20 protein-coding genes and 1 pseudogene are annotated in these 22,209 nt (G+C 65.2%); 16 read left to right on the forward strand and 5 right to left on the reverse strand.

Annotation, left to right across the window (positions count from 1 at the left end; translation table 11 throughout):
* On the forward strand, positions 1-1,212 hold the full coding sequence (locus ACX4ZE_RS20615; protein WP_480275135.1) for an acetate kinase: 1,212 nt from the start codon (positions 1-3) through the stop codon (positions 1,210-1,212).
* Positions 1,213-1,564: 352 nt separating this feature from the next.
* Complete coding sequence (locus tag ACX4ZE_RS20620) at positions 1,565-2,233, forward strand: NUDIX hydrolase (RefSeq protein WP_480275117.1); 669 nt, start codon at positions 1,565-1,567, stop codon at positions 2,231-2,233.
* 6 nt (positions 2,234-2,239) lie between these two features.
* Here the strand turns inward: ACX4ZE_RS20620 and thiE are convergent, their stop codons facing one another.
* Complete coding sequence (gene thiE, locus ACX4ZE_RS20625) at positions 2,240-2,938, reverse strand: thiamine phosphate synthase (protein ID WP_480275118.1); 699 nt, start codon at positions 2,936-2,938, stop codon at positions 2,240-2,242.
* Between the two features lie 57 nt (positions 2,939-2,995).
* On the opposite strand from thiE, the gene thiO reads away from it, so the two are divergent.
* The 3 genes from thiO to thiG are packed head-to-tail and all read left to right on the forward strand — an operon-like array spanning position 2,996 to position 5,068.
* Positions 2,996-4,069, forward strand: a complete 1,074-nt coding sequence (thiO, locus tag ACX4ZE_RS20630) for a glycine oxidase ThiO (protein ID WP_480275136.1) — start codon at positions 2,996-2,998, stop codon at positions 4,067-4,069.
* The gene (gene thiS / locus ACX4ZE_RS20635; RefSeq protein ID WP_480275119.1) at positions 4,066-4,284 is read left to right on the forward strand and encodes a sulfur carrier protein ThiS; all 219 of its coding nucleotides are present in this window, start codon (positions 4,066-4,068) and stop codon (positions 4,282-4,284) included. The genes thiO and thiS overlap by 4 nt, the downstream gene beginning before the upstream one ends.
* A complete protein-coding gene (gene thiG, locus ACX4ZE_RS20640; RefSeq protein WP_480275120.1) occupies positions 4,277-5,068 on the forward strand; it encodes a thiazole synthase in 792 nt (263 codons plus the stop codon). The genes thiS and thiG overlap by 8 nt, the downstream gene beginning before the upstream one ends.
* A 16-nt stretch (positions 5,069-5,084) precedes the next feature.
* Here the strand turns inward: thiG and ACX4ZE_RS20645 are convergent, their stop codons facing one another.
* Positions 5,085-5,705, reverse strand: a complete 621-nt coding sequence (locus ACX4ZE_RS20645) for a helix-turn-helix domain-containing protein (RefSeq protein WP_480275121.1) — start codon at positions 5,703-5,705, stop codon at positions 5,085-5,087.
* A gap of 96 nt (positions 5,706-5,801) precedes the next feature.
* Between ACX4ZE_RS20645 and ACX4ZE_RS20650 the strand changes: the two genes are divergently transcribed.
* Complete coding sequence (locus ACX4ZE_RS20650) at positions 5,802-7,187, forward strand: MFS transporter (protein ID WP_480275122.1); 1,386 nt, start codon at positions 5,802-5,804, stop codon at positions 7,185-7,187.
* Positions 7,188-7,319: 132 nt separating this feature from the next.
* On the opposite strand, the pseudogene ACX4ZE_RS20655 reads toward ACX4ZE_RS20650, so the two are convergent.
* Positions 7,320-7,469 (reverse strand): annotated as a pseudogene (locus ACX4ZE_RS20655) (DUF6194 family protein); the annotation flags it as partial.
* Between the two features lie 63 nt (positions 7,470-7,532).
* Here ACX4ZE_RS20655 and ACX4ZE_RS20660 point away from each other — a divergent pair.
* Positions 7,533-8,255, forward strand: a complete 723-nt coding sequence (locus ACX4ZE_RS20660) for a MerR family transcriptional regulator (protein ID WP_480275123.1) — start codon at positions 7,533-7,535, stop codon at positions 8,253-8,255.
* A gap of 537 nt (positions 8,256-8,792) precedes the next feature.
* Here ACX4ZE_RS20660 and ACX4ZE_RS20665 read toward each other — a convergent pair.
* Positions 8,793-9,686 (reverse strand): alpha/beta fold hydrolase, encoded by an 894-nt coding sequence (locus tag ACX4ZE_RS20665; RefSeq protein ID WP_480275124.1) that lies wholly within the window; start codon positions 9,684-9,686, stop codon positions 8,793-8,795.
* 327 nt (positions 9,687-10,013) lie between these two features.
* Here ACX4ZE_RS20665 and ACX4ZE_RS20670 point away from each other — a divergent pair, with 327 nt between their 5' ends.
* Positions 10,014-11,021 (forward strand): ABC transporter ATP-binding protein, encoded by a 1,008-nt coding sequence (locus ACX4ZE_RS20670; protein ID WP_480275125.1) that lies wholly within the window; start codon positions 10,014-10,016, stop codon positions 11,019-11,021.
* Positions 11,021-11,782, forward strand: a complete 762-nt coding sequence (locus tag ACX4ZE_RS20675) for an ABC transporter permease (protein WP_480275126.1) — start codon at positions 11,021-11,023, stop codon at positions 11,780-11,782. Before ACX4ZE_RS20670 ends, ACX4ZE_RS20675 begins: the two co-directional genes overlap by 1 nt.
* Positions 11,783-11,970: 188 nt before the next feature.
* On the opposite strand, the gene ACX4ZE_RS20680 is transcribed toward ACX4ZE_RS20675, so the two are convergent.
* Complete coding sequence (locus tag ACX4ZE_RS20680; RefSeq protein ID WP_480275127.1) at positions 11,971-12,138, reverse strand: hypothetical protein; 168 nt, start codon at positions 12,136-12,138, stop codon at positions 11,971-11,973.
* Between the two features lie 202 nt (positions 12,139-12,340).
* Between ACX4ZE_RS20680 and ACX4ZE_RS20685 the strand changes: the two genes are divergently transcribed.
* From ACX4ZE_RS20685 to ACX4ZE_RS20715, 7 genes are all read left to right on the forward strand, one after another.
* Positions 12,341-14,056, forward strand: a complete 1,716-nt coding sequence (locus ACX4ZE_RS20685; RefSeq protein WP_480275128.1) for an acyclic terpene utilization AtuA family protein — start codon at positions 12,341-12,343, stop codon at positions 14,054-14,056.
* Complete coding sequence (locus tag ACX4ZE_RS20690; RefSeq protein WP_480275129.1) at positions 14,053-15,204, forward strand: acyl-CoA dehydrogenase family protein; 1,152 nt, start codon at positions 14,053-14,055, stop codon at positions 15,202-15,204. Before ACX4ZE_RS20685 ends, ACX4ZE_RS20690 begins: the two co-directional genes overlap by 4 nt.
* Positions 15,201-16,799: an acyl-CoA carboxylase subunit beta gene (locus ACX4ZE_RS20695; protein WP_480275130.1), complete on the forward strand. Its 1,599-nt coding sequence runs from the start codon at positions 15,201-15,203 to the stop codon at positions 16,797-16,799. The genes ACX4ZE_RS20690 and ACX4ZE_RS20695 overlap by 4 nt, the downstream gene beginning before the upstream one ends.
* Positions 16,800-16,807: 8 nt before the next feature.
* Positions 16,808-18,862, forward strand: coding sequence for an acetyl/propionyl/methylcrotonyl-CoA carboxylase subunit alpha (locus ACX4ZE_RS20700; protein WP_480275131.1), 2,055 nt, complete (start codon positions 16,808-16,810; stop codon positions 18,860-18,862).
* 211 nt (positions 18,863-19,073) lie between these two features.
* Positions 19,074-20,237, forward strand: coding sequence for an acyl-CoA dehydrogenase family protein (locus ACX4ZE_RS20705; RefSeq protein ID WP_480275132.1), 1,164 nt, complete (start codon positions 19,074-19,076; stop codon positions 20,235-20,237).
* A gap of 10 nt (positions 20,238-20,247) precedes the next feature.
* Positions 20,248-21,024, forward strand: coding sequence for an enoyl-CoA hydratase family protein (locus ACX4ZE_RS20710; RefSeq protein ID WP_480275133.1), 777 nt, complete (start codon positions 20,248-20,250; stop codon positions 21,022-21,024).
* A gap of 5 nt (positions 21,025-21,029) precedes the next feature.
* The gene (locus tag ACX4ZE_RS20715) at positions 21,030-21,644 is read left to right on the forward strand and encodes a TetR/AcrR family transcriptional regulator (protein ID WP_480275134.1); all 615 of its coding nucleotides are present in this window, start codon (positions 21,030-21,032) and stop codon (positions 21,642-21,644) included.
* The last annotated feature ends 565 nt before the right edge of the window (positions 21,645-22,209 follow it).

Raw genomic sequence — 22,209 nt, forward strand, 5'->3', positions numbered from 1 at the left:
ATGAGCAAGTCGGCCGAGGGCTTGGTATTGGTGATCAACTCCGGCTCGTCCTCTATCAAATACCAGCTTCTCGACCCGGAATCGGGTGTGGTGGCTGCTTCGGGCATGGTGGAGCGGATCGGTGAGGACAACGGGGGAATCGAGCAGTGCTCCGGTGGCGCAACCAGCAGCAGGCGCGGGACGATCGCTGATCACCCGGCGGGGCTGCGCTTGGTTTTCGATACGCTCGCTGCGGCCGGACTCGATCTGGTGCGCGGCGGAGTGCGCGCGGTCGGGCACCGGGTGGTGCACGGCGGCGAGGTGTTCTATCGTCCCACCCTGATCGATGACACTGTGGTCGCCGCGATCCGCGAGCTTTCTTCGCTCGCGCCACTGCACAATCCAGCCAATCTGGCGGGTATCGAGAGTGTGCGCGACCTACTGCCCGGGCTGCCACAGGTCGCCGTGTTCGACACGGCGTTCTTTCATGGACTGCCCGCTGCTGCGAAGACCTATGCGATCGATGCCAAAATCGCTGCTGCCCATAGCATTCGAAAGTACGGTTTTCACGGTACCTCGCACGAGTATGTGTCCGGCCGGGCCGCCGAGTTGCTCGGGCGCGATTCAGCCGAGCTGAATCAGATCGTTTTCCACTTGGGCAATGGCGCATCGGCCGCCGCGCTGCGTGGCGGCCGGCCGATCGACACCACAATGGGGCTCACCCCGCTGGAAGGGCTGGTGATGGGCAGCAGGCCAGGTGATCTCGATCCTGGGATCGTGCCGCATCTGGTCCGGACTGCGCAGTTGGACATCGACCAGGTCGATAACCTGCTCAATCGGGATTCCGGCCTCAAGGGTCTGTCCGGCGTGAACGACTTCCGCGAGTTGCGGCGGCTCATCGCGCGCGGGGACCGAGCAGCCCAGCTCGCCTACGATGTGTATGTCCACCGGTTGCGGCGTTACCTGGGGGCATATCTGATCGAGCTCGGCGACGTCGACACGATCGTCTTCACCGCAGGGGTCGGCGAGAACGATTCACAGTTGCGTGCCGATGTCCTGGCTCGACTCGGTCGCTTCGGCATCGATATCGACCCGGTGGCCAATACCGCGAAAGCGCGGTCCGCGCGGCGTATTTCCCCGAGTGACGCGCCGGTCACGGTGCTGGTGGTTCCGACCAACGAGGAGCTGGCCATCGCCCGCGCCGCTCGGAAAGTGGTAGCCGAACACACCTGAGCACCATGTCGTTACTCCACATGGACAACCCTCTCGCCGACCTGGTCGGTGAGGCTGACCGGAACAGCGCCTTTCTCTGCCGATCCCGTCCTTACCCGGCCTTTCCGAGGCGGTTTCGGGAGATGCCGGTGCGTGGCCGGAGATTCGAATCGGTCGCCGCGTCCGGTCTGATGGTGCGACTCCAGGTCTCACCGCGTGTGCGGATTGCTCGACAGCTTGTCTGCAAGTCCGGTCGCTCTCTGCGGATGGATACGGAGATTATTGTGGTTGTACGCGTTGTGGCGGGTGAAACATCCTGTTCGAGAGTAGAGCGAGCAGGACACCGCCGCAGCAGGACGAGGACGGATGCGAAATGCGTGGTGACGGCGACGGTTGGGCACACAGCTCGGACGGTTTGCGGCACTGGGGCCGGTTCGGCGCCGCCGGGCTGTTGCTGCGTGCGCCACTCGACGGTGGCGGTTGCGCGGTGTTGTTGCAGCATCGCGCCCCGTGGAGTCATCAGGGCGGGACCTGGGCATTGCCCGGCGGTGCCCGCGACAGCCATGAGACGCCCGTGCATGCGGCGGTTCGGGAGGCTTGGGAAGAGGCGGGCATCGATCCTGCTGAGGTGCGGGTGCGTGGCGAACGGATAACCGCTTCCGCACTGAGCGGCTGGACCTACATCACCGTAATCGCCGATGCCGGTATGGTCCTGCCGACTACGGGTAATCGGGAAAGTACCGAGCTGGCCTGGGTTCCAGAGCACGAGGTCGCCACCCGGCCACTGCATCCTGGTTTCGCGGCCTCCTGGCCCGCTCTGCGCGCCGCACCGGCACGGGCACTGCTCCCGGGAGAAGACCGCGCGGTGGCCGCCGCGTTGCCGCGCACACTCGACCTCGCCGATCTCGGTTTCCTGTGGCTGCATTCGGACCCAGACGGACCGGGCGATTATGTCAGGATCATCGATGAGCAGGACGCGCAGGCTACCGAGCCACTGCCGAGCGCCGTCTTGTCGTTCAGCAGAGAGCAGGTGCTCTCCTGATATTGCCTAGGCGTGCGTAAGCAGCGCTGTTTTCAATTCCCGCGCGGCGGCTTCCGGATCAGATGCCTCGGTGATAGCGCGCACGACCACAATCCGCGTCGCTCCGGACTCCAGCAGGCGCGGCACGTTGTCCGCATCGACTCCTCCGACCACGAACCAAGGCCGGGCCGGATGGGCATCCGCAGTCGAGCGGACGAGTTCGAGACCGGCCGCTGGTCTGCCCGGCTTGGTCGGAGTCGCCCATATCGGTCCAGTGCAGAAGTAGTCGATGTGTTCGTCGATCGCGGCGAGTCCGGCTTGTGCGCGATTGTGAGTGGAGCGCCCGATCACCACATCGGGTCCGAGAATCCGGCGCGCGTACCAGGGGGGTAGGTCGGCTTGCCCGAGATGCAGCACGTCGGTGCGCGCGGCCAGCGCGATATCCGCGCGATCGTTCACAGCGACCAGCGCATTGTGCCTGCGTGCGGCGGCCTTCAACTCGGCTAGCGCACCGAGTTCGGCTTTGGCTTCCAGCGGGCCGAATTTGGCCTCGCCGGGCGAACCTTTGTCTCTGAGCTGGATGATGTCCACCCCGCCCGCGAACGCCGCCTCGGCGAACTTGGCCAGATCGCCCTTCTCCCGGCGTGCGTCGGTGCAGAGGTACAGCTGTGCGGAGGCTAGACGCTCCCGTGGCGCGGTTGGTCGATTCGGATGGGAGGGTTGCACGCTTTCGACGGTAGTCGCGCTACCGTGGGGATGCTAAATAGGAGGCAGGTGAATCAGATGCGGACTCTTGGCGTCGTCGGCGGCGGCGTCATCGGGCTTGCCGTGGCCTGGCGGGCCGCTGTGGACGGTTGGTCGGTGACCTTGTTGGATCCGGTGATCGCGACCGGCGCATCCTGGGTCGCCGGCGGCATGCTCGCACCGCTGTCGGAAGGCTGGCCAGGAGAAGATCGGGTGCTCGAGTTCGGCGCCGCCGCATTGGCTCGCTGGCCGGGGTTCGCCGCTCGACTCGAAGCGGCGACCGGTGTCAGGGTCTTCGTCGCCGAGGAGACCATGACTGTCGCGTTGGATGCGGCTGATGCCGCCGATCTACGCACCGTGGTCGACTGGGTCGGCGCAGGTGGTCACGAGCTGCGCATCCTGGACCGAGCCAGTGTCCGTGCCCTGGAACCGTCCTTGGCCCGCACAATGCGGGCCGCGCTGCTCGCGCCCACCGAACCCGCGATCGACAACCGTTTGCTGATAACCGCACTATGGCGGGCAGCCGAAGCGGCGGGCGTGATCGTGCGTGCTGAGTATGTGGAATCCCTGACCGAGCTCCCGCACGACCAGATCGTGCTCGCGGCGGGAGCCGCGTCGGCCCGGCTGTGGCCCGAGCTGCCGGTTCGCCCGGTCAAGGGTGAGATCTTGCGGCTGCGGCAGCGACCAGGCGTGACGCCCGCGCCGCGCCGGGTTATTCGGGCCAGGGTGCACGGCAGGCCGGTATACCTGGTGCCACGTGCCGATGGGATTGTCGTCGGCGCTACTCAATACGAAGCGGGCTTCGACACCACGGTCACTGTCGCGGGTGTGCGTGACCTGATCGCTGACGCGGAGACGGTGTTCCCCGGTATCGGGGAATACGAGTTCGTCGAGGCGAGCGCGGGTTCCAGGCCGGGCAGCCCGGACAACCTGCCGCTGATCGGCAGACTCAGCGAGCGGATCATCGTGGCCACCGGGCACGGTCGCAACGGCATGCTGACGGTGCCCCTCACGGTGGACGCGGTGGCGGCCCTGCTCGCGGATGCGCCGCTGATAGAAGCTGAAGTCGCTGATCCCCAGCGTTTTTCGACAACTGTAGGAGGAACCCGATGACATTGTCATCCATCCCCATCGGTGTCACAGTGAACGGAGACGAGCACGAATTCGCCGAACCGCTCACCATGCGCGAATTGCTGGGACGTCTCGATCTGCCCTGCCAAGGGGTCGCGCTCGCGGTAGATGGTGTGGTGTTCCCCAAATCCCGCTGGGACGAGTCGGTCGGCCGGGGCTGGCAGATCGAGGTGCTCACGGCGGTCCAGGGTGGCTGAGACATTGCCGGAATCCGTGGGCGTGCAAGCCGATGCGCCATTGCGGATCGCTGATCGCGAATTCGGCTCCCGCTTGATCGTAGGCACCGGTGGCGCGGAGAACCTCGCCGTGCTGGAGGAGGCATTGCTGGCTTCCGGTACCGAGTTGACCACCGTTGCCATGCGGCGAATCGACGCCGCGGGCGGCACCGGCATACTCGATCTGCTGAAGCGGCTGCGCATCGCGCCACTGCCGAATACGGCAGGTTGTCGCACCGCTGCCGAAGCGGTGCTCACCGCACGGCTGGCCCGCGAAGCACTGGATACTCATTGGGTGAAACTGGAGGTGGTGGCCGACGAGCGCACCCTGCTTCCTGACCCGATCGAATTGCTCACCGCTGCCGAACAACTCGTCGATGACGGGTTCGTCGTGCTGCCCTACACCAACGATGACCCGATTCTGGCTCGCCGCTTGGCAGAAGCGGGCTGCGCCGCGGTGATGCCGTTGGGCGCACCGATCGGGACCGGGCTGGGCATCGGTAATCCGCATAATATCGAGATGATCGTCGCCGAGGCGAAGGTTCCGGTCATCCTGGACGCGGGTATCGGTACAGCCAGCGATGCTGCGCTCGCCATGGAACTCGGCTGCTCGGCTGTGTTGTTGGCGACCGCGGTGACCAGGGCGCGTCGCCCCGAATTGATGGCTGCCGCCATGGCTGAGGCGGTCCGCGCCGGATACGCGGCTCGCCGAGCAGGGCGTATCCCGAAACGGTTCTGGGCGCAGGCGTCATCCCAGGAACTGTGACCGGCGATACCGGTGTTCACGGTGAGTGCGCGTCGGCCGCGCAGTCGGGGTCAGCGAGGCAGGCACGCAGGACAGCTCGGTCGCCTTGTGGTCCGAACAGATGCAGGATTTCCACAGTGCTCGTATTCGCCGGTCCGAACCAGTGCGGTTGCCGGGTGTCGAACTCGGCGACCTCGCCGGGGTGGAGGACGAGTTCGTCCGCGCCGAGGACGAGTCGTAGCTCACCTGCCAGAACATAGAGCCATTCGTAACCGTCGTGGGTCACCAGCTTCGGCGGCCGGGGCGCCAGCACTTGTTTGAACACCCGCACTCGCCCCGGATACCGCGTCAGCGGCACGAGGACGCTGCCAGGAATTCTGCACAGGGGCTCGAGGTGTACCCGAGGATCGCCGGTGGCGGGCGCGGCCACCAGCCGGTCGAGTGCTACGCGAAAGGTGCGCGCGAGCGGGATCAACACCTCTAGGGTTGGGCGGCGTTTTCCGGACTCGAGCCGGGACAGCGTGCTTGTCGAGATCCCGGTCGTCGCCGCGAGCGTTTCCAGCGTGAGTCCACGCTCCCGCCGCAGAGTGCGTAACCGGGGCCCGATGTCGTCGAGGATCTGCTCCAGTTCCGTGTTTGTGGAGTCTGTGGCATCCATGGACTCCATTTTGCGGTTTCCGCAAGTTTCGTGGACGGCGGTAATCGTCTCGCCCGAGCATTGCCGAGCAACTGCTTCTGATGCGAGAGGTGACTCGTGACCATTGCGACTCACACTGTTCAGCCTGCTCTGAGCGCGCGCAGGCGCTGGACGGTGCTGGCCGTGTGCTGCTTGAGTATGTTCTTGGTGGGTCTGGATACCACCACCGTCAATGTGGGGCTGCCTACCATCGGGCGAGATCTGGCTGTCGGAACCCGTGGCTTGGAATGGGTCGTAGACGCCTACACCCTCGTCTTGGCAAGCCTTTTGATCTCCTCCGGTGCGCTGGCGGATCGGTTCGGTCGCCGAGGAGCGTTCCAGTTCGGACTGGTGATATTCGGTGTGGCCTCATTATGCTGCGCGATCGCCCCATCGGTTGGCGCGCTCGTCGCGGCCCGTGCTGCTCAAGGCATCGGCGCCGCGCTACTCAGTCCGGTGGCTTTGGCGATCGTGGTGAACGCGATACCCGATCCGCGACAGCGCGCTCAGGCGATCGGTGTCTGGGCCTCGGTCTTCGGGCTCAGTATGGCTGCTGGTCCGGTCGTAGGTGGTGTGCTCATCGCGCAGTTCGGCTGGCGATCGGTGTTTTGGATCAATGTGCCGATCATCCTTGCCACGCTCGTGCTCACTGCGGTGTTCGTGCCGCAGTCACGGGCCGAGCAGGCACAGCGGCTAGACCTTCCGGGACAGGTCATGCTGACCGCGCTCATCGGGATCTCGGTCGGCGCGCTTATCGAAGGGCCGCACATCGGCTGGACCTCGCGCGCGGCGCTGCTCGCGTACTCCCTTGTCGTTGTGGTGACGATCGGATTCTGCTGGGTCGAAACCCGTCGGCGCGAGCCATTGCTGGATCCGCGGTTGCTGCGGCGTCCGCCCCTGCGCAGCGCGGTGCTCGGCGCGGTAGCGGTCTTCGTCGCTCTACAGGCGACGTTGCTGCTCAATACCCTTTACCTGCAGCAGACTCGAGGATGGACGCCATTAGCCGCCGGGGTGGCCACCCTGCCCATGGCTGTAGGAGCGATTGTGTGCGCACCGTTGTCCGGCCATCTGGTCGGCCGGATCGGACCGCGGTTGCCGCTTATCCTGGCCGGCGGCTTCATCCTGGCAGGCGGACTGTGCTTGGTCGGGCTCGACCAGCACACCGGTGTTCCGTTGCTGTTGTCGGCATACCTGTTCATTGGTATCGGGTTCGGCTTCGCCAACGCGCCGATCACCAATACCGCGGTCAGCGGACTGCCCCCCGCCCGTGCGGGTGTGGCCGCGGCGATTACCTCCACTGCCCGACAGTTCGGCGCCGCACTCGGTATCGCTATCGCCGGTGGCCTGGTCGCGGCAGCCACACCGGCGGGACTCGCCGCCGCGTCCCGCCCTGGCTGGATTCTGGTCGCCGCCTGCGGAGGTTTCCTGTTCTTCGTCGCCGATGCGACGCGGCGAGCGGCCTGACTACTTCTTCAACGGAGTCGGCATGTCGCGTTCTGATCATCGAGCGGAGTTAAATGGTGGCTCGGCCGAATTCTGCTGCCGCCATTCCACTGCGCTCGCGGGTGGGCGCGCCCTATCGCAGTATCGGTGACGCTGGGTCGTCTTCGGTATGACGCCGCTCGGTGAATAGTAGAAGAATGTGTCGCCCCAGCTGATTTCGGGCGAGTCGTCGCCGGGTCCTGGTCGCAGGGTCAGGGTGTCGGGAAGGGCGGATACGAATCCGATGATCTCGTCGATGGTCATGAGCTCCAGAGTTTCATTAATGTGCTTGTGGTGGCTTTGAGTGAGAAGACCAGGAGAAATGGAGTGCCAACCCTCGATTCGGCAATTCGTACGGGCGATATCGCGCGGCGATGCGGGTACTCCGTGCAGCAGGTACGCAATCTCGAGCGGGATGGGGTGCTGCCTGCCGCGACACGCACCGCTGCGGGATACCGCAGCTACAGTGAGATTCACCTGCGTTCCGCGCTGGCCTACCGGGCGTTGGCGGTGGGTGTCGGTCCGGTCGAGGCCAAACGGATCGTGCGCGCCGTGCACGAACGCCCGGTCCCGGAGGTGCTCGCCCTGCTCGACGCCGCGCACGCCCGGCTCGACCGTGAGCGCAGGGACCTGGCGCTGGCCGAGCGGGCAGCCGAGGTGATATCCGCTGAGCCGATCGATGATGTGCGCCCGTCGGATTCGATGAGCGTGTCCGAACTCGCCGCCGCACTCGGTGTTCGCCCGTCGACACTGCGGCATTGGGAGGCGGAAGGGTTGATCGCCGCCGACCGTGTCACTGCGCGAGGAGTGCGACGGTTCGCGCCGGACCAGGTTCGGGATGCGCGGATCGTCCATCAACTGCGCAGTGCCGGATACCGTATCGACACGCTCCGGACCTTGCTGCTGGACCTTCCGCGCGGGAGGCGATCTGACGATGTCGTGGCTGTGTTGGCGGCCAGGGACGCGAGTATCGCTACGCGCTCTCTGGGGTTGCTCGACGCCACCGCCGCGATCAGCGCTGTACTCATACTTGCGGCAGAGATGGCCTGAAAGTCTTTCGCACGGCTGGCCACCATGCGCCTACGGTGTCCGTGCGCCGCGACGGCGAGCCCGGCGCTCGGATGACCTTGGTGGATGATGAAGCGAAGGTCCGCCGAGGCGGTGTCGGTATGGGTCGAGGCGATGGTCGCGTGGCCCACGGCAAGGGACGCGGTGGTTGTCGCCGTTGTGGTGTTGTTGCCGCTATCGGCTGGTTCACGTCGTGTACGGCGCTGCGGGCTGCGCGTAGGGACAGAGCCTATCGGTGGCGGAGAAATGCACAGGTCCGACTCTCCACCGATACGCTGGTAGTGTTTGCTGGGCATGGGGTTCGGCGGATCCGATTTCGGATTGTTGCCGAAGGGGTCGACCACGCCCGATGTCCTCCATGTAGTCCGGCTTATTGTGCATTGTGGCTGAATGCTTTTCGTGGAATTTCGGTGAGTAAGGGCTTCAGACAGGTGGAGACCGCTATCCGGATATGCGAACAGGGGCTGTGTGCTACTGGGCCCGGGGGGTTGCGCAGAGGGCGCTGAGGTTGTTTTCTGCTCAGGCAGACGCCCAAGAGCGAATGGCGGTGGTTATCTCATCGGGCGCGTCTTCCTGAATGTAATGGCCTGCGCCGATGAGCGGGACGGTGCGGTGGCGCGGGAACAGCTGCTCCCACCGGCGTCGTTCGGCGGTGCGGAAGGCGACATCCCTGGTGCCCCATACGATCAGCGCGGGCCGGTCGGCCACAGCGGGTAGCTCGCGTTCGATATCGGCGAGTAGGTCGTGGCTGGCGAGAATTTCTCGGGGGAATATGCGCACCGGTTCGCGGGAGACGGGAGTGGGGAAGGGACCGCGGTATGCGTTCAGTACGGTGTCGTCCAGTTTTGTACGGCGGACTCCGGCCGGGAGTATGCGTTCGACGAAGAAATTGTGTCGCCGGATCAGCCTGCCGCCTATCGGTCCGCCGAGGAAGCGGGCGAACGCTTGCGTGCCCAGGTCGGATTTGGGCCAGGCCCAGGTATTTCCGATAATGAAGGCGCTGAACCGGTCCGGATGGCGGGTGGCGGCGGCGAATCCGATCGGGCCGCCCCAGTCCTGCGCCATCAGGGTGATCTCGCGCAGGTCGAGTCGCTGGATCAGCTGGTCGATGATGTCGGCGTGCTCGGCGGGGGTGAAGCGGTAGCCCGACGCTGCGGTGGATAGACCGAATCCGGGATAGTCGACCGCGAGGCACCGGTAGCGGTCACGCAGGCCGGTGACGAGGTTGCGATAGAGGAACGACCAGGTGGGGTTGCCGTGCAACATCAGAAGGGGCGGCCCAGCGCCTTCATCGATGTAGTGGATTGTGGACCCGCTGAGCTCTAGATAGTGGTCGGCGAAGGGGTAGAGCTGCTCGGGCACCCAGGACGGGCGCCGCGGGTGCGGTGTGGTCGGCTCGTCGTGTGCGGGCATGGCGAGGTTCCTCCTCGTGCGTGGGTCGATTCCTGGCTGCCTGCGGACTGAAACCATTCGTTCTGGTCTCTGACATCGTGATCGTGCCGAACCTTGCCGGTGTGGGTGTCCGGGTCGTCGAGCATTCGGCCGGTTACCGATGTTTTCCACGCCGGATGCGGTCGAAACCGTTTATTCGCCGCGCACCCGACCGGGTGGCCACGACTGTCGCGATAGCCACCATGCCGGGACGAAGTGAATCGGCGTACCGATCTCATCCTCTAGGATGATCTGGCTTGCCACCAATTACCGACGCGCACCGTCTCGTTTTACGGAATGCTGGGCAGCATGATCGAGTTGAGCGGCCTGACCAAGCGCTACGGGCAGACCGTCGCGGTGCAGGATCTCACCTTCACTGTCCAACCGGGACAGGTGACGGGGTTCCTTGGACCGAACGGGGCGGGCAAGTCCACCACCATGCGGATGGTTCTCGGATTGGACCGGCCCACTGCGGGCACCGCGCTGATCCAGGGCAAGCCTTATCACAAGCTGGACCACCCGCTGCGCAAAGTCGGCGCGCTCCTGGACGCCAAATGGGTGCATCCGAACCGATCAGCGCGCGCTCATTTGGAGTGGTTGGCCGCCTCCAACGATATCGCCAAGTCCCGAGTGCAGGAGGTGCTGCGGCTAGTCGGTCTGACCGAAGTGGCGAACAAGGCCGCTGGCGGTTTCTCGCTCGGCATGTCGCAGCGGCTCGGTTTGGCCGCCGCGCTGCTCGGCGACCCGGAGGTGCTGCTTTTCGACGAGCCGGTCAACGGCCTCGACCCGGAGGGCATCCTGTGGGTTCGCCGGTTCATGCAGCGATTGGCCGCCGAGGGCCGCACCGTGCTGGTCTCCAGCCATTTGCTCTCGGAGATGGCGCAGACCGCCGAGCACCTGGTGGTGATCGGCCGCGGCAAGCTCATCTCGGACTCGTCCACGCAAGAATTCATCGAGCGGGCCTCTGAGCAGAGGGTCCGGGTGCGCAGCCCGCAGCTCGATCAGTTGCGCAGCGTGCTCACCTCGAACGGGATGACCGTTCGTGAGGACGGCGCGAACCCCGACCGCCCCGCGCTTGTCGTAGCGGATGCCTCCAGCGAGGCGATCGGCACTCTGGCAAGCGAACACGGCATCACGCTGTTCGAGTTGGCCGGGCAACATGCCTCCTTGGAGGAGGCGTTCATGCGGATGACCGGCGGTACCGTGCAATACCGCAGTACCGGCGTCGATCTCGCGGGAGCGCCGGGTCCTTCGGCGGCAGCGGGCGCGACCACGCCGGGCACCGAGACTCATACAGCGATGGGAGGTGCGCTCTGATGGGCGTGCTGGCAGCGGAACGAATCAAGCTCACCTCGACCAAGTCGACATGGTGGTGCGCGGCGATCATCATCGCCCTCGGACTCGGCTTGGCCGCATTGGTGACCTGGACAGTCGGGCTGTCTTCCAGCGGGAGTAGTCCGCTCGTTCTGACGGCCTCGACTGCGGTGAGCGGAGTCAGTGGCTTCGGCGTCATAGTGCTGATGATCATGGCGACCTTGACGGTGACCAATGAATACCGTTTCGGCCTCATTCGGACGACTTTCCAGGCCACCCCGCACCGGGACAAGGTCATCCTCGCCAAGGCCGGGGTGGTCGGTATAGCCGGCGCGCTGCTGACCGTGGTGCTGGCCTTTGTCGCTTATTTGGTGGCCAAGGTGCTCAGTAGTCCGGAGACGGGCGCGACCTTGACCCTGGCCGGTGCGGACGACTGGCGCGCGATCTACGGTATTCCGATCTACGCGTTCCTGTGCGTCCTTTTGGCAGTGGGCGTCGGTGTGCTGGTGCGGCAGTCCGCCGCCGCGATCTCGCTGATCGTGCTGTGGCCGCTGCTCATCGAGAGTTTGTTCCCGCTGTTCGGTAATTTCGGCCGCGATGCCACCCCGTTCCTGCCGTTCGCGAACGCGAACCACTTTCTTAGTGCTGAATCGTCTGGCGGCAACTGGCACTGGGGGCCTTGGGGCAGCTTGCTGTACTTCACCGGCTTTGTCGCGATCGTTTTCGGCGTGGCCTTGGTCACGGTGAACCGGCGCGACGCCTGACATACAGCCACCCGAGTCTCCTGCTGCCGGCCTGTTCGGGTTCGAGTGTCGGGAGGGCGGGAGCCCCGCTTTCGCACCCGCCGCTATCCGGCGGTCAGCATGGCAAATAGCCCGGTGCGTTCTGGTGCCGGGCCATTTGCTTTATCTGCCCATCGGGCGCGCACCACAGGTTCGCGCGAACTAGGGAACTAACCGAACCACCAGGCCAGAGCGCCGCCTGCGGCGAGGACCGCGCAGACCGCTAACGCGACGGACAACGGCCGGGCCGACTTCCAGGTGGTGTACGCGCCGCCGACCAGAAACCCGGACAGGGCGAGCAGAACGATCACAGTGACGTCGGTGGACACCGTGCTCATCTTGCTGCACGCGGTCGAGCTACCGCGGCGCGGGGGTGGAGATCGGTGCGGTGAGCTGCGATGGCGCTATTGCAAGCAATTAACAAGCACGCATGCTTGCTTTATTTTGTTCCTGATGTGATGCTGGTCGCAGAACGCGGACTTCACGGGTGCGGCACGCGGCTCATCCCGACGGTCCGCCGGACTGGAGGCATTCCCACTGATGAGTATGCTGGTCACCGATCCGGCTGCGCTCCGGATCGGCAACTGTTCCGGCTTCTACGGCGATCGGCTCAGCGCGATGCGCGAGATGCTCGACGGCGGGCAGCTCGATGTGCTTACCGGCGACTATCTCGCCGAGTTGACCATGCTCATCCTCGGTCGCGACCGGATGAAAGACCCGAGCCTCGGCTATGCGAAAACCTTCGTCAGACAAGTCGAGGATTGCCTGGGGCTCGCGTTGGAGCGCAAGGTGCGCATCGTTGCGAACGCGGGCGGACTCAATCCAGCAGGTATGGCGGAGAAACTGCGTAAGGTCGCCGCCGACCTCGGACTGGACGCGAAGATCGCACACGTCGAAGGAGACGACCTCCTCGCAAGGGCGGGTGAGCTCGGTTTCGGCACTCCACTGGCCGCCAATGCCTATCTCGGTGCGTGGGGGATCGCCGAGTGCTTGAAAGCGGGTGCGGACATCGTGGTCACCGGCCGGGTCACTGACGCATCGGTGATAGTCGGCCCCGCTGCTGCGCACTTCGGCTGGAGCCGGACCGATTACGATCAGCTGGCCGGAGCCGTGGTAGCAGGGCACGTCATCGAATGCGGCACCCAGGCCACCGGCGGCAACTATGCCTTCTTCACCGAGCTCGCCGATCTGGGCAGGCCGGGCTTTCCGATCGCGGAAATCCATGCCGACGGTAGCAGCGTCATCACCAAACATTCTGGCACCGGCGGTGCGGTCACCGTCGACACCGTCGAGGCTCAGTTGATGTACGAAATCCAGGGCGCCCGCTACGCGGGCCCCGATGTGACGGCTCGGCTCGACACGATCCGGCTCGGCCCGCAGGGGCCGGACCGGGTGTCGATCAGCGGCGTCGCCGGTGAAGCGCCGCCACCCCGGCTCAAGGTCTCGCTGAACACTCTCGGTGGCTTCCGCAACGAGATGGAGTTCATCCTCACCGGCTTGGATATCGAGGCGAAAGCCGAACTGGCGCAACGCCAGCTGGAGTCCTGGCTGCCGACCAGACCTGCTGAGCTGACCTGGACGCTTGCCCGGCTGGACCGGCCAGACGCCGAGACCGAAGAACAGGCCAGCGCCTTGCTGCGCTGCGTGGTCCGCGACCAGGACCCGAACAAGGTCGGACGCGCTTTCGCTAATGTCGCGGTGGAACTGGCCCTGGCCAGTTATCCGGGATGCAGCTTCACCACCCCGCCGGGCAACGGATCGCCCTACGGCGTCTTCACGCCAGGGTTCGTCGACGCCGCGCAGGTACCGCATATCGCGGTGCTACCGGAGGGAACTCGCGTCGACATCGCGCCCGCTTCGGATACCGCCGAGCTCGCCGAGGTCGCCGAGCCCGCCGTGCCGCAACCGCTGCTTGTCGGCGAAACCCGCCGTGTGCCGTTGGGGACTATCGCGCTGGCCCGCAGCGGTGACAAAGGTGGCGACGCGAATATCGGGGTATGGGTCCGCACCGACGAGCAATGGCGCTGGCTGGTGCACACACTCACCGTGGCACAGCTCAAAGAACTACTCCCGGAGACGGCGTCGCTAGTGGTCACCCGGCATGTCCTGCCCAATCTGCGGGCATTGAACTTCGTTATCACAGGTCTGCTCGGTCAAGGCGTGGCCTACCAGGCCCGCTTCGATCCGCAGGCCAAGGGACTCGGCGAATGGCTGCGGTCTCGGCACCTCGATATTCCAGTGGAGTTGCTTTCATGACCAGACTTTGGGATACCCAGGAACGCCGCGAACTGCGTTCCACCGTACGTGGATTCGTAGAACGTGATGTTCTTCCGTACCTGGACGAATGGGAGCGCACCGCGGATATTCCGCGCGAGCTGCACAAGAAGGCGGGCTCTCTCGGCTTGCTCGGTGTGCAGTTTCCGGAATCCGCGGGCGGTGGCGGCGGTGACGGTGTGGACGCGGCGATCGTCTGTGAGGAGATGCACCAGGCCGGTGCCTCCGGCGGATTGGTCGCCTCATTGTTCACCTGCGGTATTTCCCTGCCGCATATCATCGCCTCTGGCAATGTCGCGCAAATCGAGCGTTGGGTGAAACCCACTTTGGCGGGCGAGCGGATCGGTTCGTTGGCGATCACCGAGCCTGGCGGCGGCTCCGATGTCGGACACCTCACCACCACCGCGCGCCGCGATGGCGACCACTACATCGTCAACGGCGCCAAGACCTACATCACCTCAGGCGTTCGCGCCGATTTCGTGGTCACGGCGGTGCGCACCGGGGGGCCTGGCTCCGCGGGCATCTCTTTGCTCATTATCGACAAGGACACTCCCGGCTTCACAGTCGGCCGCAAACTGGACAAGATGGGCTGGCTCGCCTCCGATACTGCCGAGCTGTCCTATGTGGATGTGCGAGTACCGGTAGAAAACCTGGTCGGTGCGGAGAACTCCGGTTTCTACCAGATCGCGAGTGCGTTCGTGAGCGAGCGCATCGGGCTCGCGGTGCAGGCGTACGCCGGCGCGCAGCGCTGCCTGGATCTGACCCTTGAGTGGGTGCGCAACCGCGAGACCTTCGGCCGCCCGCTGATCGGCAGACAAGCCGTACAGAACACGGTCACCGAGATGGCGCGGCGCGTCGACGTCGCTCGCGTCTACACCCGCGATGTCGCGCAGCGCGCCGCGGAAGGCGAGACCGATCTGATCGCCGAAGTGTGTTTCGCCAAGAACACCGCGGTCGAGGCGGGGGAATGGGTGGCCAACCAGGCCGTGCAGCTGTTCGGTGGGCTCGGCTACATGCGTGAGTGCGAGATCGAGCGACAGTACCGGGACATGCGGATTCTCGGTATCGGTGGCGGCACGACAGAAATCCTGACCGGATTGGCAGCGAAACGATTGGGGTATCAGGCATGACCGTTCTGCGCAGCACATTGAATACTGCCGCGCCCGAACACGAGGCCGCCGCGGAAGCCATGACCGCCAAGCTCGCCGAGGTCGAGGCCGAGTTCGCCAAGGCGGTCGCGGGTGGCGGACCGGACAAGCTGGCCCGGCACCGCAAGCGAGGCAAGCTGACCGCGCGTGAGCGCATCGAACTGCTCATCGACGAGGACTCGCCGTTCCTGGAGTTGTGCCCGCTGGCGGGCTGGGGCAGCGAATTCCACGTCGGCGGAAGCACAGTCGCAGGTATCGGTGTGGTGGAAGGCGTCGAGTGCATGATCATCGCGCCGGATCCGACCGTGCGCGGCGGCACTTCCAACCCGTGGACATTGCGAAAAACATTGCGTGTCAACGATATCGTGCGGGAAAATCGACTACCGGTGATTTCGCTGGTGGAATCAGGCGGCGCGGATCTGCCCACGCAGAAAGAGGTCTTCGTCCCCGGCGGACGGCTGTTCCGTGACCTCACGCAGGCCTCCGCGGCGGGCATCCCGACTATCGCGTTGGTATTCGGTAACTCCACCGCTGGTGGTGCCTACGTTCCCGGCATGTCCGATCACGTGGTGATGATCAAAGAGCGTTCCAAGGTGTTCCTCGGGGGGCCGCCGTTGGTCAAGATGGCCACCGGCGAGGAGTCCGACGACGAATCGCTCGGCGGCGCCGATATGCACGCGCGGGTCTCCGGCCTCGCGGATTACTACGCGGTGGACGAACAAGACGCCATCCGTATCGGACGCTCCATCGTCAAACGCCTGAACTGGCGTAAACACGGCCCTGCCCCGCGCGCCGAGGTGATCGAGCCGCTATATGACCAGGAGGATCTGCTCGGCATCGTGCCGACGGATCTGAAGATCCCGTTCGATCCGCGTGAGGTGATCGCGCGCATTGTGGACGGCTCGGACTTCGACGAATTCAAGCCGCTCTACGGCGGCAGCCTGGTCACCGGCTGGGCCGAGTTGCACGGCTATCCGGTCGGCATCTTGGCGAATGCGCGCGGCGTGCTGTTTTCCGAGGAGTCGCAGAAGGCGACCCAATTCATCCAGCTGGCCAATAGGGCCGACACCCCGTTGCTGTTCCTGCATAACACCACCGGTTATATGGTCGGCAAGGAGTACGAGCAGCGGGGCATTATCAAACACGGCGCGATGATGATCAACGCGGTCTCCAACTCGAAGGTGCCGCACATTTCGGTGCTGATGGGCGCTTCGTACGGCGCGGGCCACTATGGCATGTGTGGCCGGGCTTACGACCCGCGCTTCGTCTTCGCTTGGCCCAGTGCGAAATCCGCTGTCATGGGTGGCGCGCAGCTGGCGGGCGTCATCTCGATTGTCGGCCGGGCCGCGGCCGAGGCGAAGGGCCTGCCGTTCGACGAAGAGGCCGACGCCGGGATGCGTGCCATGGTGGAGGCCCAGATCGAGGCCGAGTCACTGGCGATGTTCATGTCCGGGCGGCTCTACGACGACGGTGTCATCGATCCGCGCGATACCCGCACGGTATTGGGAATGACCCTGTCGGCCATTCACAATTCCCCGATCAAGGGCGCCGACGGTTTCGGCGTCTTCCGAATGTGAGGCCGAACATGACAGTATCGCGCAGCGATTCGACCAGCGGCACAGGCCGGGCGGTAAGTAAGCCGGTCACGAATGTCCTTGTCGCCAATCGTGGTGAAATAGCCCGTCGGGTCTTCGCTACGTGCCGCCGGATGGGCTTGGGCACTGTCGCGGTGTATTCCGACGCGGATGCCGCGGCGCCACATGTCGTGGAGGCGGACGCCGCCGTACGCCTGCCCGGCAATACGCCAGGAGAAACCTATCTGTGCGGTGAGCTGATCATCGAGGCCGCGCTGGCCACCGGCGCCGATGCCATCCACCCAGGCTACGGGTTCCTCTCGGAGAACGCCGAATTCGCTAAAGCGGTGCTCGGCGCCGGTTTGGTCTGGATCGGCCCACCGGTCGAGGCGATCGAGCAGATGGGCTCCAAGGTCGCCGCGAAGAAGATGATGGACGTCGCGGGCGTGCCGATCCTTGCCGAGCTGGTCCCGGCCGAGGTCACCGAAGCGCACCTGCCGATACTGATCAAGGCGTCCGCGGGTGGGGGTGGCCGTGGTATGCGGGTGGTGCGCGATCTCGTTGATTTGGTGCCGCAGCTAGAGGCGGCCAGGCGGGAAGCGGAATCCGCTTTCGGCGACCCGACTGTGTTCTGCGAACGCTACCTCGAGACCGGCAGGCATATCGAAGTTCAGGTTATGGCCGATACGCACGGCACGATCTGGGCAGTCGGCGAACGCGAATGCTCTATCCAGCGCCGCCATCAGAAAGTGATCGAGGAGGCGCCCTCGCCGCTGGTAGAGCGCACCGAGGGGATGCGGGCGCGGCTGTTCGAGGCGGCGCGGCTGGCGGCGGGCGCGATCGGTTACACCGGCGCGGGCACCGTGGAGTTCCTCGCTGACGAACAGGGCGAGTTCTTCTTTCTGGAAATGAATACCCGACTGCAAGTGGAGCACCCGGTCACCGAGTGCACCACCGGGCTTGATCTGGTTCGCTTGCAAGTGGATATCGCCGCAGGTGGCGCTTTGCCCGCTGAGCCGCCCGCGATACGAGGCCACTCCATCGAGGTCCGGCTCTACGCGGAGGACCCGGCGCACGACTGGCAGCCGCAGAGCGGAACGGTGCATCGGATCGATATCGCCTCGGTGGAAGCCGAATTCGACCTGCTCGACCGGCCTGGGGTGCGTCTGGACACCGGTGTGGTGGACGGGTCGGTGGTCGGTGTGCACTACGACCCGATGCTGGCCAAGGTCGTCTCCTACGCCGAAACACGGGATGCGGCCGCACGCTTGCTGGCCTCGGCGCTGCACCGGGCGAAGATCCACGGCCTGGTCACCAATCGCGACCTGTTGGTCCGGATATTGCGTCATCCCGCCTTTTTGGCCGGTGACACCGACACCGCGTTTTTCAGCACACACGGCATGGATATCCTCGCCGCGCCCTTGGTCTCGGAGTCCGACGAAGCGTTGTCGATTGTGGCCGCCGCGCTTGCCGACGCCGCAGCGAACCGCGCGGGCGCTCGGGTAGGCGGTGGGCTGCCCAGCGGTTGGCGGAATCTGCCGTCGCAGTCGCAGCGCAAGTCCTATGACAGCCGTGGCAGCGGGACCCATGAGGTGGGCTACCGGTTCGGCCGAGCCGGTGTCATGGTGGACGGACACGATGGGCTCGAACTTCTCACCTGCGCGCCGGATCGTGTTGTGCTATCGGTTCCGGGGGAACGGGGCCGAGTACGCAGGCAGTTCGATATCGCACGCTATGGAGATCAGGTCTATGTCGACTCTGCACTCGGCCCAGTAGCCGTGCGCAGGTTGCCTCGGTTCAGTGATCCGGCCGATCAGGTGGCCATCGGCTCATTGCTCGCGCCTATGCCGGGCAGTGTGATCCGGCTCGGGGCCGAGGCGGGTAGCCATGTCGAACAGGGACAGCCGATTCTATGGCTAGAGGCGATGAAGATGGAGCACGTTATCGCTGCGCCTACCGCGGGCGTGCTCAGTGCCATCAATGTCACGGCAGGCCAGCAGGTCGATGTCGGCGCAGTACTCGCGGTCGTAGAACCCGCCACAGGAGATGGGACACAGGAGGCCTGATGAGTCATGATCGCGTAGCGCTTATCGGGCCGATGGGGTGCGGGAGCTCCCGCAGGATACAGGGCCTGATGAGTCATGATCGCGTAGCGCTTATCGGGCCGATGGGGTGCGGGAGCTCCCGCAGGATACAGGGCCTGATGAGTCATGATCGCGTAGCGCTCATCGGGCCGACCGGGTGCGAGAGCTCCCACGACATACAGGAGAACTACTGATGAGCAGCTTCATCGAAACCGAAGAGCAGAAGGCGTTACGATCCGCCGTCGCCGCGCTGGCCGCGAAGTACGGCTATCGTGATTACTCGCTGCCCAAGGCACGTAAGGGTGAGCCGCTCACCGAACTGTGGGAGGAAGCGGGAAAGCTCGGGTTTCTCGGGGTGAACCTGCCCGAGGAGTATGGCGGCGGTGGTGCGGGCATGTACGAGCTGTCGCTGGTGCAGGAGGAGCTGTCCGCGCAGGGGTCAGGCCTGCTGCTCATGGTGGTCTCTCCGGCTATCTGCGGCACCATCATCGCCAAGTACGGTACCGATGAGCAGAAGCGGGAATGGCTGCCAGGAATCGCCGACGGCTCGCGCAAGATGGTCTTCGGCATCACCGAGCCGGACGCGGGTTCCAATTCTCACCAGATCACCACCACCGCGCGCCGCGATGGAGGCGACTGGATCCTCAACGGCCGCAAGATCTTCATCTCCGGTGTGGATCAGGCCGATGCCGTGCTGATCGTGGCCCGCACCGAGGACCACAAGACTGGCAAGCTCAAGCCCGCCCTGTTCATCGTGCCGACCGATGCCGAAGGCTTCACCAAGACGGCGCAGGAGATGGAGATCCTCGAGCCGGACCACCAGTTCAATCTGTTCCTCGATGACGTCCGGTTGCCGTCCACTGCGCTGGTCGGCAAGGAGGACGCGGCACTGATGCAGCTGTTCGCCGGGCTGAACCCGGAGCGCATTATGGGCGCCGCCATGGCCATCGGCTCGGGCCGCTATGCCATCGCCCGCGCCGTGGAGTACGCCAAGGAACGCACGGTGTGGAAGTCACCGATCGGTGCGCACCAAGGTATCTCGCATCCGCTCGCGCAGGTGAAGATCGAGCTGGACATGGCGAAGCTGATGATGCGCAACGCCGCGGCCCTCTACGACGCGGGCGAGGAGATGGGCGCCGCGGAAGCCGCCAATATGGCGAAATACGCGGCAGGGGAAGCCAGCATCAAAGCGCTGGACCAGGCCATCCAGACCCATGGTGGCTCGGGCTTGACCAGCGACGTCGGCCTGGCCACCATGCTCGCCAACGTGCGGATCGGCCGTATCGCGCCGGTCAGCCGGGAAATGATCCTGAATTTCGTCGCCCAGTACTCGCTGGGTCTGCCGAAGTCGTACTGAGAGGACGCACATGACCGAGACGGGGCCGTTCGTCCGCTACGAGGTGAGCGGCGGTATCGCGACGCTCACCCTCGACTCGCCGCATAATCGCAACGCGCTGTCGACCAAACTGGTCACCGAGCTGCTGGACGGGCTCGATGCCGCCGCGGCCGACGAGAAGGTACGCGCCACTGTGCTCGCGCACACCGGAACCACCTTCTGCGCGGGCGCGGATCTCAGTGAGGCGAGCGACGCCGATCCCGCCGTGGCCGCCGACGAGCGCACCAGGGTCATGATAGGCCTGCTGCGCAGGTTGGTGGAGACACCGAAGCCGGTGATAGCGCAGATCGATGGCAATGTGCGAGCAGGCGGTATGGGCATCGTGGCCGGATGCGACATCGTCGTGGCCGGGCCTGGCAGCAGTTTCGCGCTCACCGAGGTGCGGATCGGGTTGGCGCCGTTCATGATCTCGCTGACCCTGCTGCCCCGGCTCAGCCCGCGTGCGGCCAGTCGGTACTACCTGACCGGTGAGAAGTTCGGCGCCGCGGTGGCACAGGAGATCGGCCTGGTCACGGTGACTGCCGACGACCCGTCGGCTGAAGTGGCCCGGCTGTGCGGCGAGGTACGCAAAGGGTCGCCGCAGGGTCTCGCCCAGGCCAAGCGGCTGGTCAACGCCGGCGTTCTCGCTGAGTTCGATGCCTCGGCCGAAGAACTCGCGCAGCGTTCGGCGAGCTTCTTCGGCACCCCCGAAGTACGTGAGGGCATGCTGGCCTTTTTGCAGCGCCGCTCGCCGAGCTGGGCAGAGTAGCAGCCATGGCGACACCCCATGAACCCAAGCAGGACCGCAGCCGGGTCACCCGGCAACGCCTGCTAGAGGCGACGATCGACTGCCTGGCCGATATGGGCTGGGCGGCCGCGACGGTCGCCGTCGTCGCCGAGCGCGCTGGGGTGTCTCGTGGTGCGGCGCAGCATCACTTCCCGACCAGGGAAGATCTGATCACCGCCGCGCTGGAGTACATGTTCGACACGCGCAGCGGGCAGGCCATCCAGGAGGCGGCGACGCTGGCGGAGCTGAGCGACGGCCCAGCCCGTACCGAGGCAGTGGTAGCGGGCCTGGTCGAGTCCTACACCAGCCCGCTGTTCAAGGCAGCTCTGCAGGTGTGGACCCATGCCGCCGCCGACCCGGTACTGCGTAAACGCATCCTTCCGATCGAGAGCCGCCTTGGGCGCGCCTCCCACCGTCGCGCGGTCGAGGCCCTCGGCGTGGACGACTCCGATCCGGTCGCCCATCATCTGGTTCAGGCGACTCTCGACCTGGCCCGTGGCCTCGGTTTGGCGGATCTGCTCACCGACGATTCGGCTCGGCGTAAGCAGATCGTGCAGCAGTGGGCGGCGACTTTGCATGCCGCCCTACACGCGCCGCGCTGAGTGGTGTGCGCAATCGACCGGTTCGTGCGCGATATCCGGAGCGTTCTCGACGCCAGATGATGTCGTGGACGTTGTGTTGTCTCAACTCGGGTGCGTAGCGCGCGATGGTAGCGAAGTCGTTGTCGCCGTGCTTAGTCCGTGATGTGCCGCGTTGGCGGCGATGAACAAGTCGATGAGTGATGCGCTGCGGTGCTCACCCGCACGTGACATTCGATATTGCGTAGTCGCGCCCCAGTGATCGGCATGCTTCGGCACCGTTATATGCGGTGGCCCTGCTGCCCGCCGCCGTACTCGCACTCATCGGGCTCGGCGGACCCGTCTTTTCTTCGTCCTGCAGGGTGGTGGTCATGGTTCCAGTGGCGGACAGCCGATACTGTTCGTGCCCATCTGGATCGGGATCCCGGACGGTGCCGTCGGTTACAGGCACTTCGCCGCACCGCCCGGACCAGGGTGGTACGACGGGTTCGGTACTCCGAGCTGTCCAGTCATGGAGCTGGGGGACGGATGGTGGTGGCTTTCCCGGGAATGCTCCAGTAGTCGGTTGGCTCAGGATGCGTTTCCAGTA

Source organism: Nocardia sp. TBRC8007, assembly GCF_056629435.1.

Coding starts and splice junctions, on each gene's coding strand:
- thiO (WP_480275136.1), top strand. CDS start 2,996: ATGCGGACTCTTGGCGTCGTCGGCGGCGGCGTCATCGGGCTTGCCGTG.
- ACX4ZE_RS20670 (WP_480275125.1), top strand. CDS start 10,014: ATGATCGAGTTGAGCGGCCTGACCAAGCGCTACGGGCAGACCGTCGCG.
- ACX4ZE_RS20710 (WP_480275133.1), top strand. CDS start 20,248: ATGACCGAGACGGGGCCGTTCGTCCGCTACGAGGTGAGCGGCGGTATC.
- ACX4ZE_RS20675 (WP_480275126.1), top strand. CDS start 11,021: ATGGGCGTGCTGGCAGCGGAACGAATCAAGCTCACCTCGACCAAGTCG.
- thiS (WP_480275119.1), top strand. CDS start 4,066: ATGACATTGTCATCCATCCCCATCGGTGTCACAGTGAACGGAGACGAG.
- ACX4ZE_RS20690 (WP_480275129.1), top strand. CDS start 14,053: ATGACCAGACTTTGGGATACCCAGGAACGCCGCGAACTGCGTTCCACC.
- ACX4ZE_RS20680 (WP_480275127.1), bottom strand. CDS start 12,138: ATGAGCACGGTGTCCACCGACGTCACTGTGATCGTTCTGCTCGCCCTG.
- ACX4ZE_RS20715 (WP_480275134.1), top strand. CDS start 21,030: ATGGCGACACCCCATGAACCCAAGCAGGACCGCAGCCGGGTCACCCGG.
- ACX4ZE_RS20615 (WP_480275135.1), top strand. CDS start 1: ATGAGCAAGTCGGCCGAGGGCTTGGTATTGGTGATCAACTCCGGCTCG.
- ACX4ZE_RS20665 (WP_480275124.1), bottom strand. CDS start 9,686: ATGCCCGCACACGACGAGCCGACCACACCGCACCCGCGGCGCCCGTCC.
- ACX4ZE_RS20645 (WP_480275121.1), bottom strand. CDS start 5,705: ATGGATGCCACAGACTCCACAAACACGGAACTGGAGCAGATCCTCGAC.
- ACX4ZE_RS20695 (WP_480275130.1), top strand. CDS start 15,201: ATGACCGTTCTGCGCAGCACATTGAATACTGCCGCGCCCGAACACGAG.
- ACX4ZE_RS20620 (WP_480275117.1), top strand. CDS start 1,565: ATGCGTGGTGACGGCGACGGTTGGGCACACAGCTCGGACGGTTTGCGG.
- ACX4ZE_RS20700 (WP_480275131.1), top strand. CDS start 16,808: ATGACAGTATCGCGCAGCGATTCGACCAGCGGCACAGGCCGGGCGGTA.
- ACX4ZE_RS20705 (WP_480275132.1), top strand. CDS start 19,074: ATGAGCAGCTTCATCGAAACCGAAGAGCAGAAGGCGTTACGATCCGCC.
- ACX4ZE_RS20685 (WP_480275128.1), top strand. CDS start 12,341: ATGAGTATGCTGGTCACCGATCCGGCTGCGCTCCGGATCGGCAACTGT.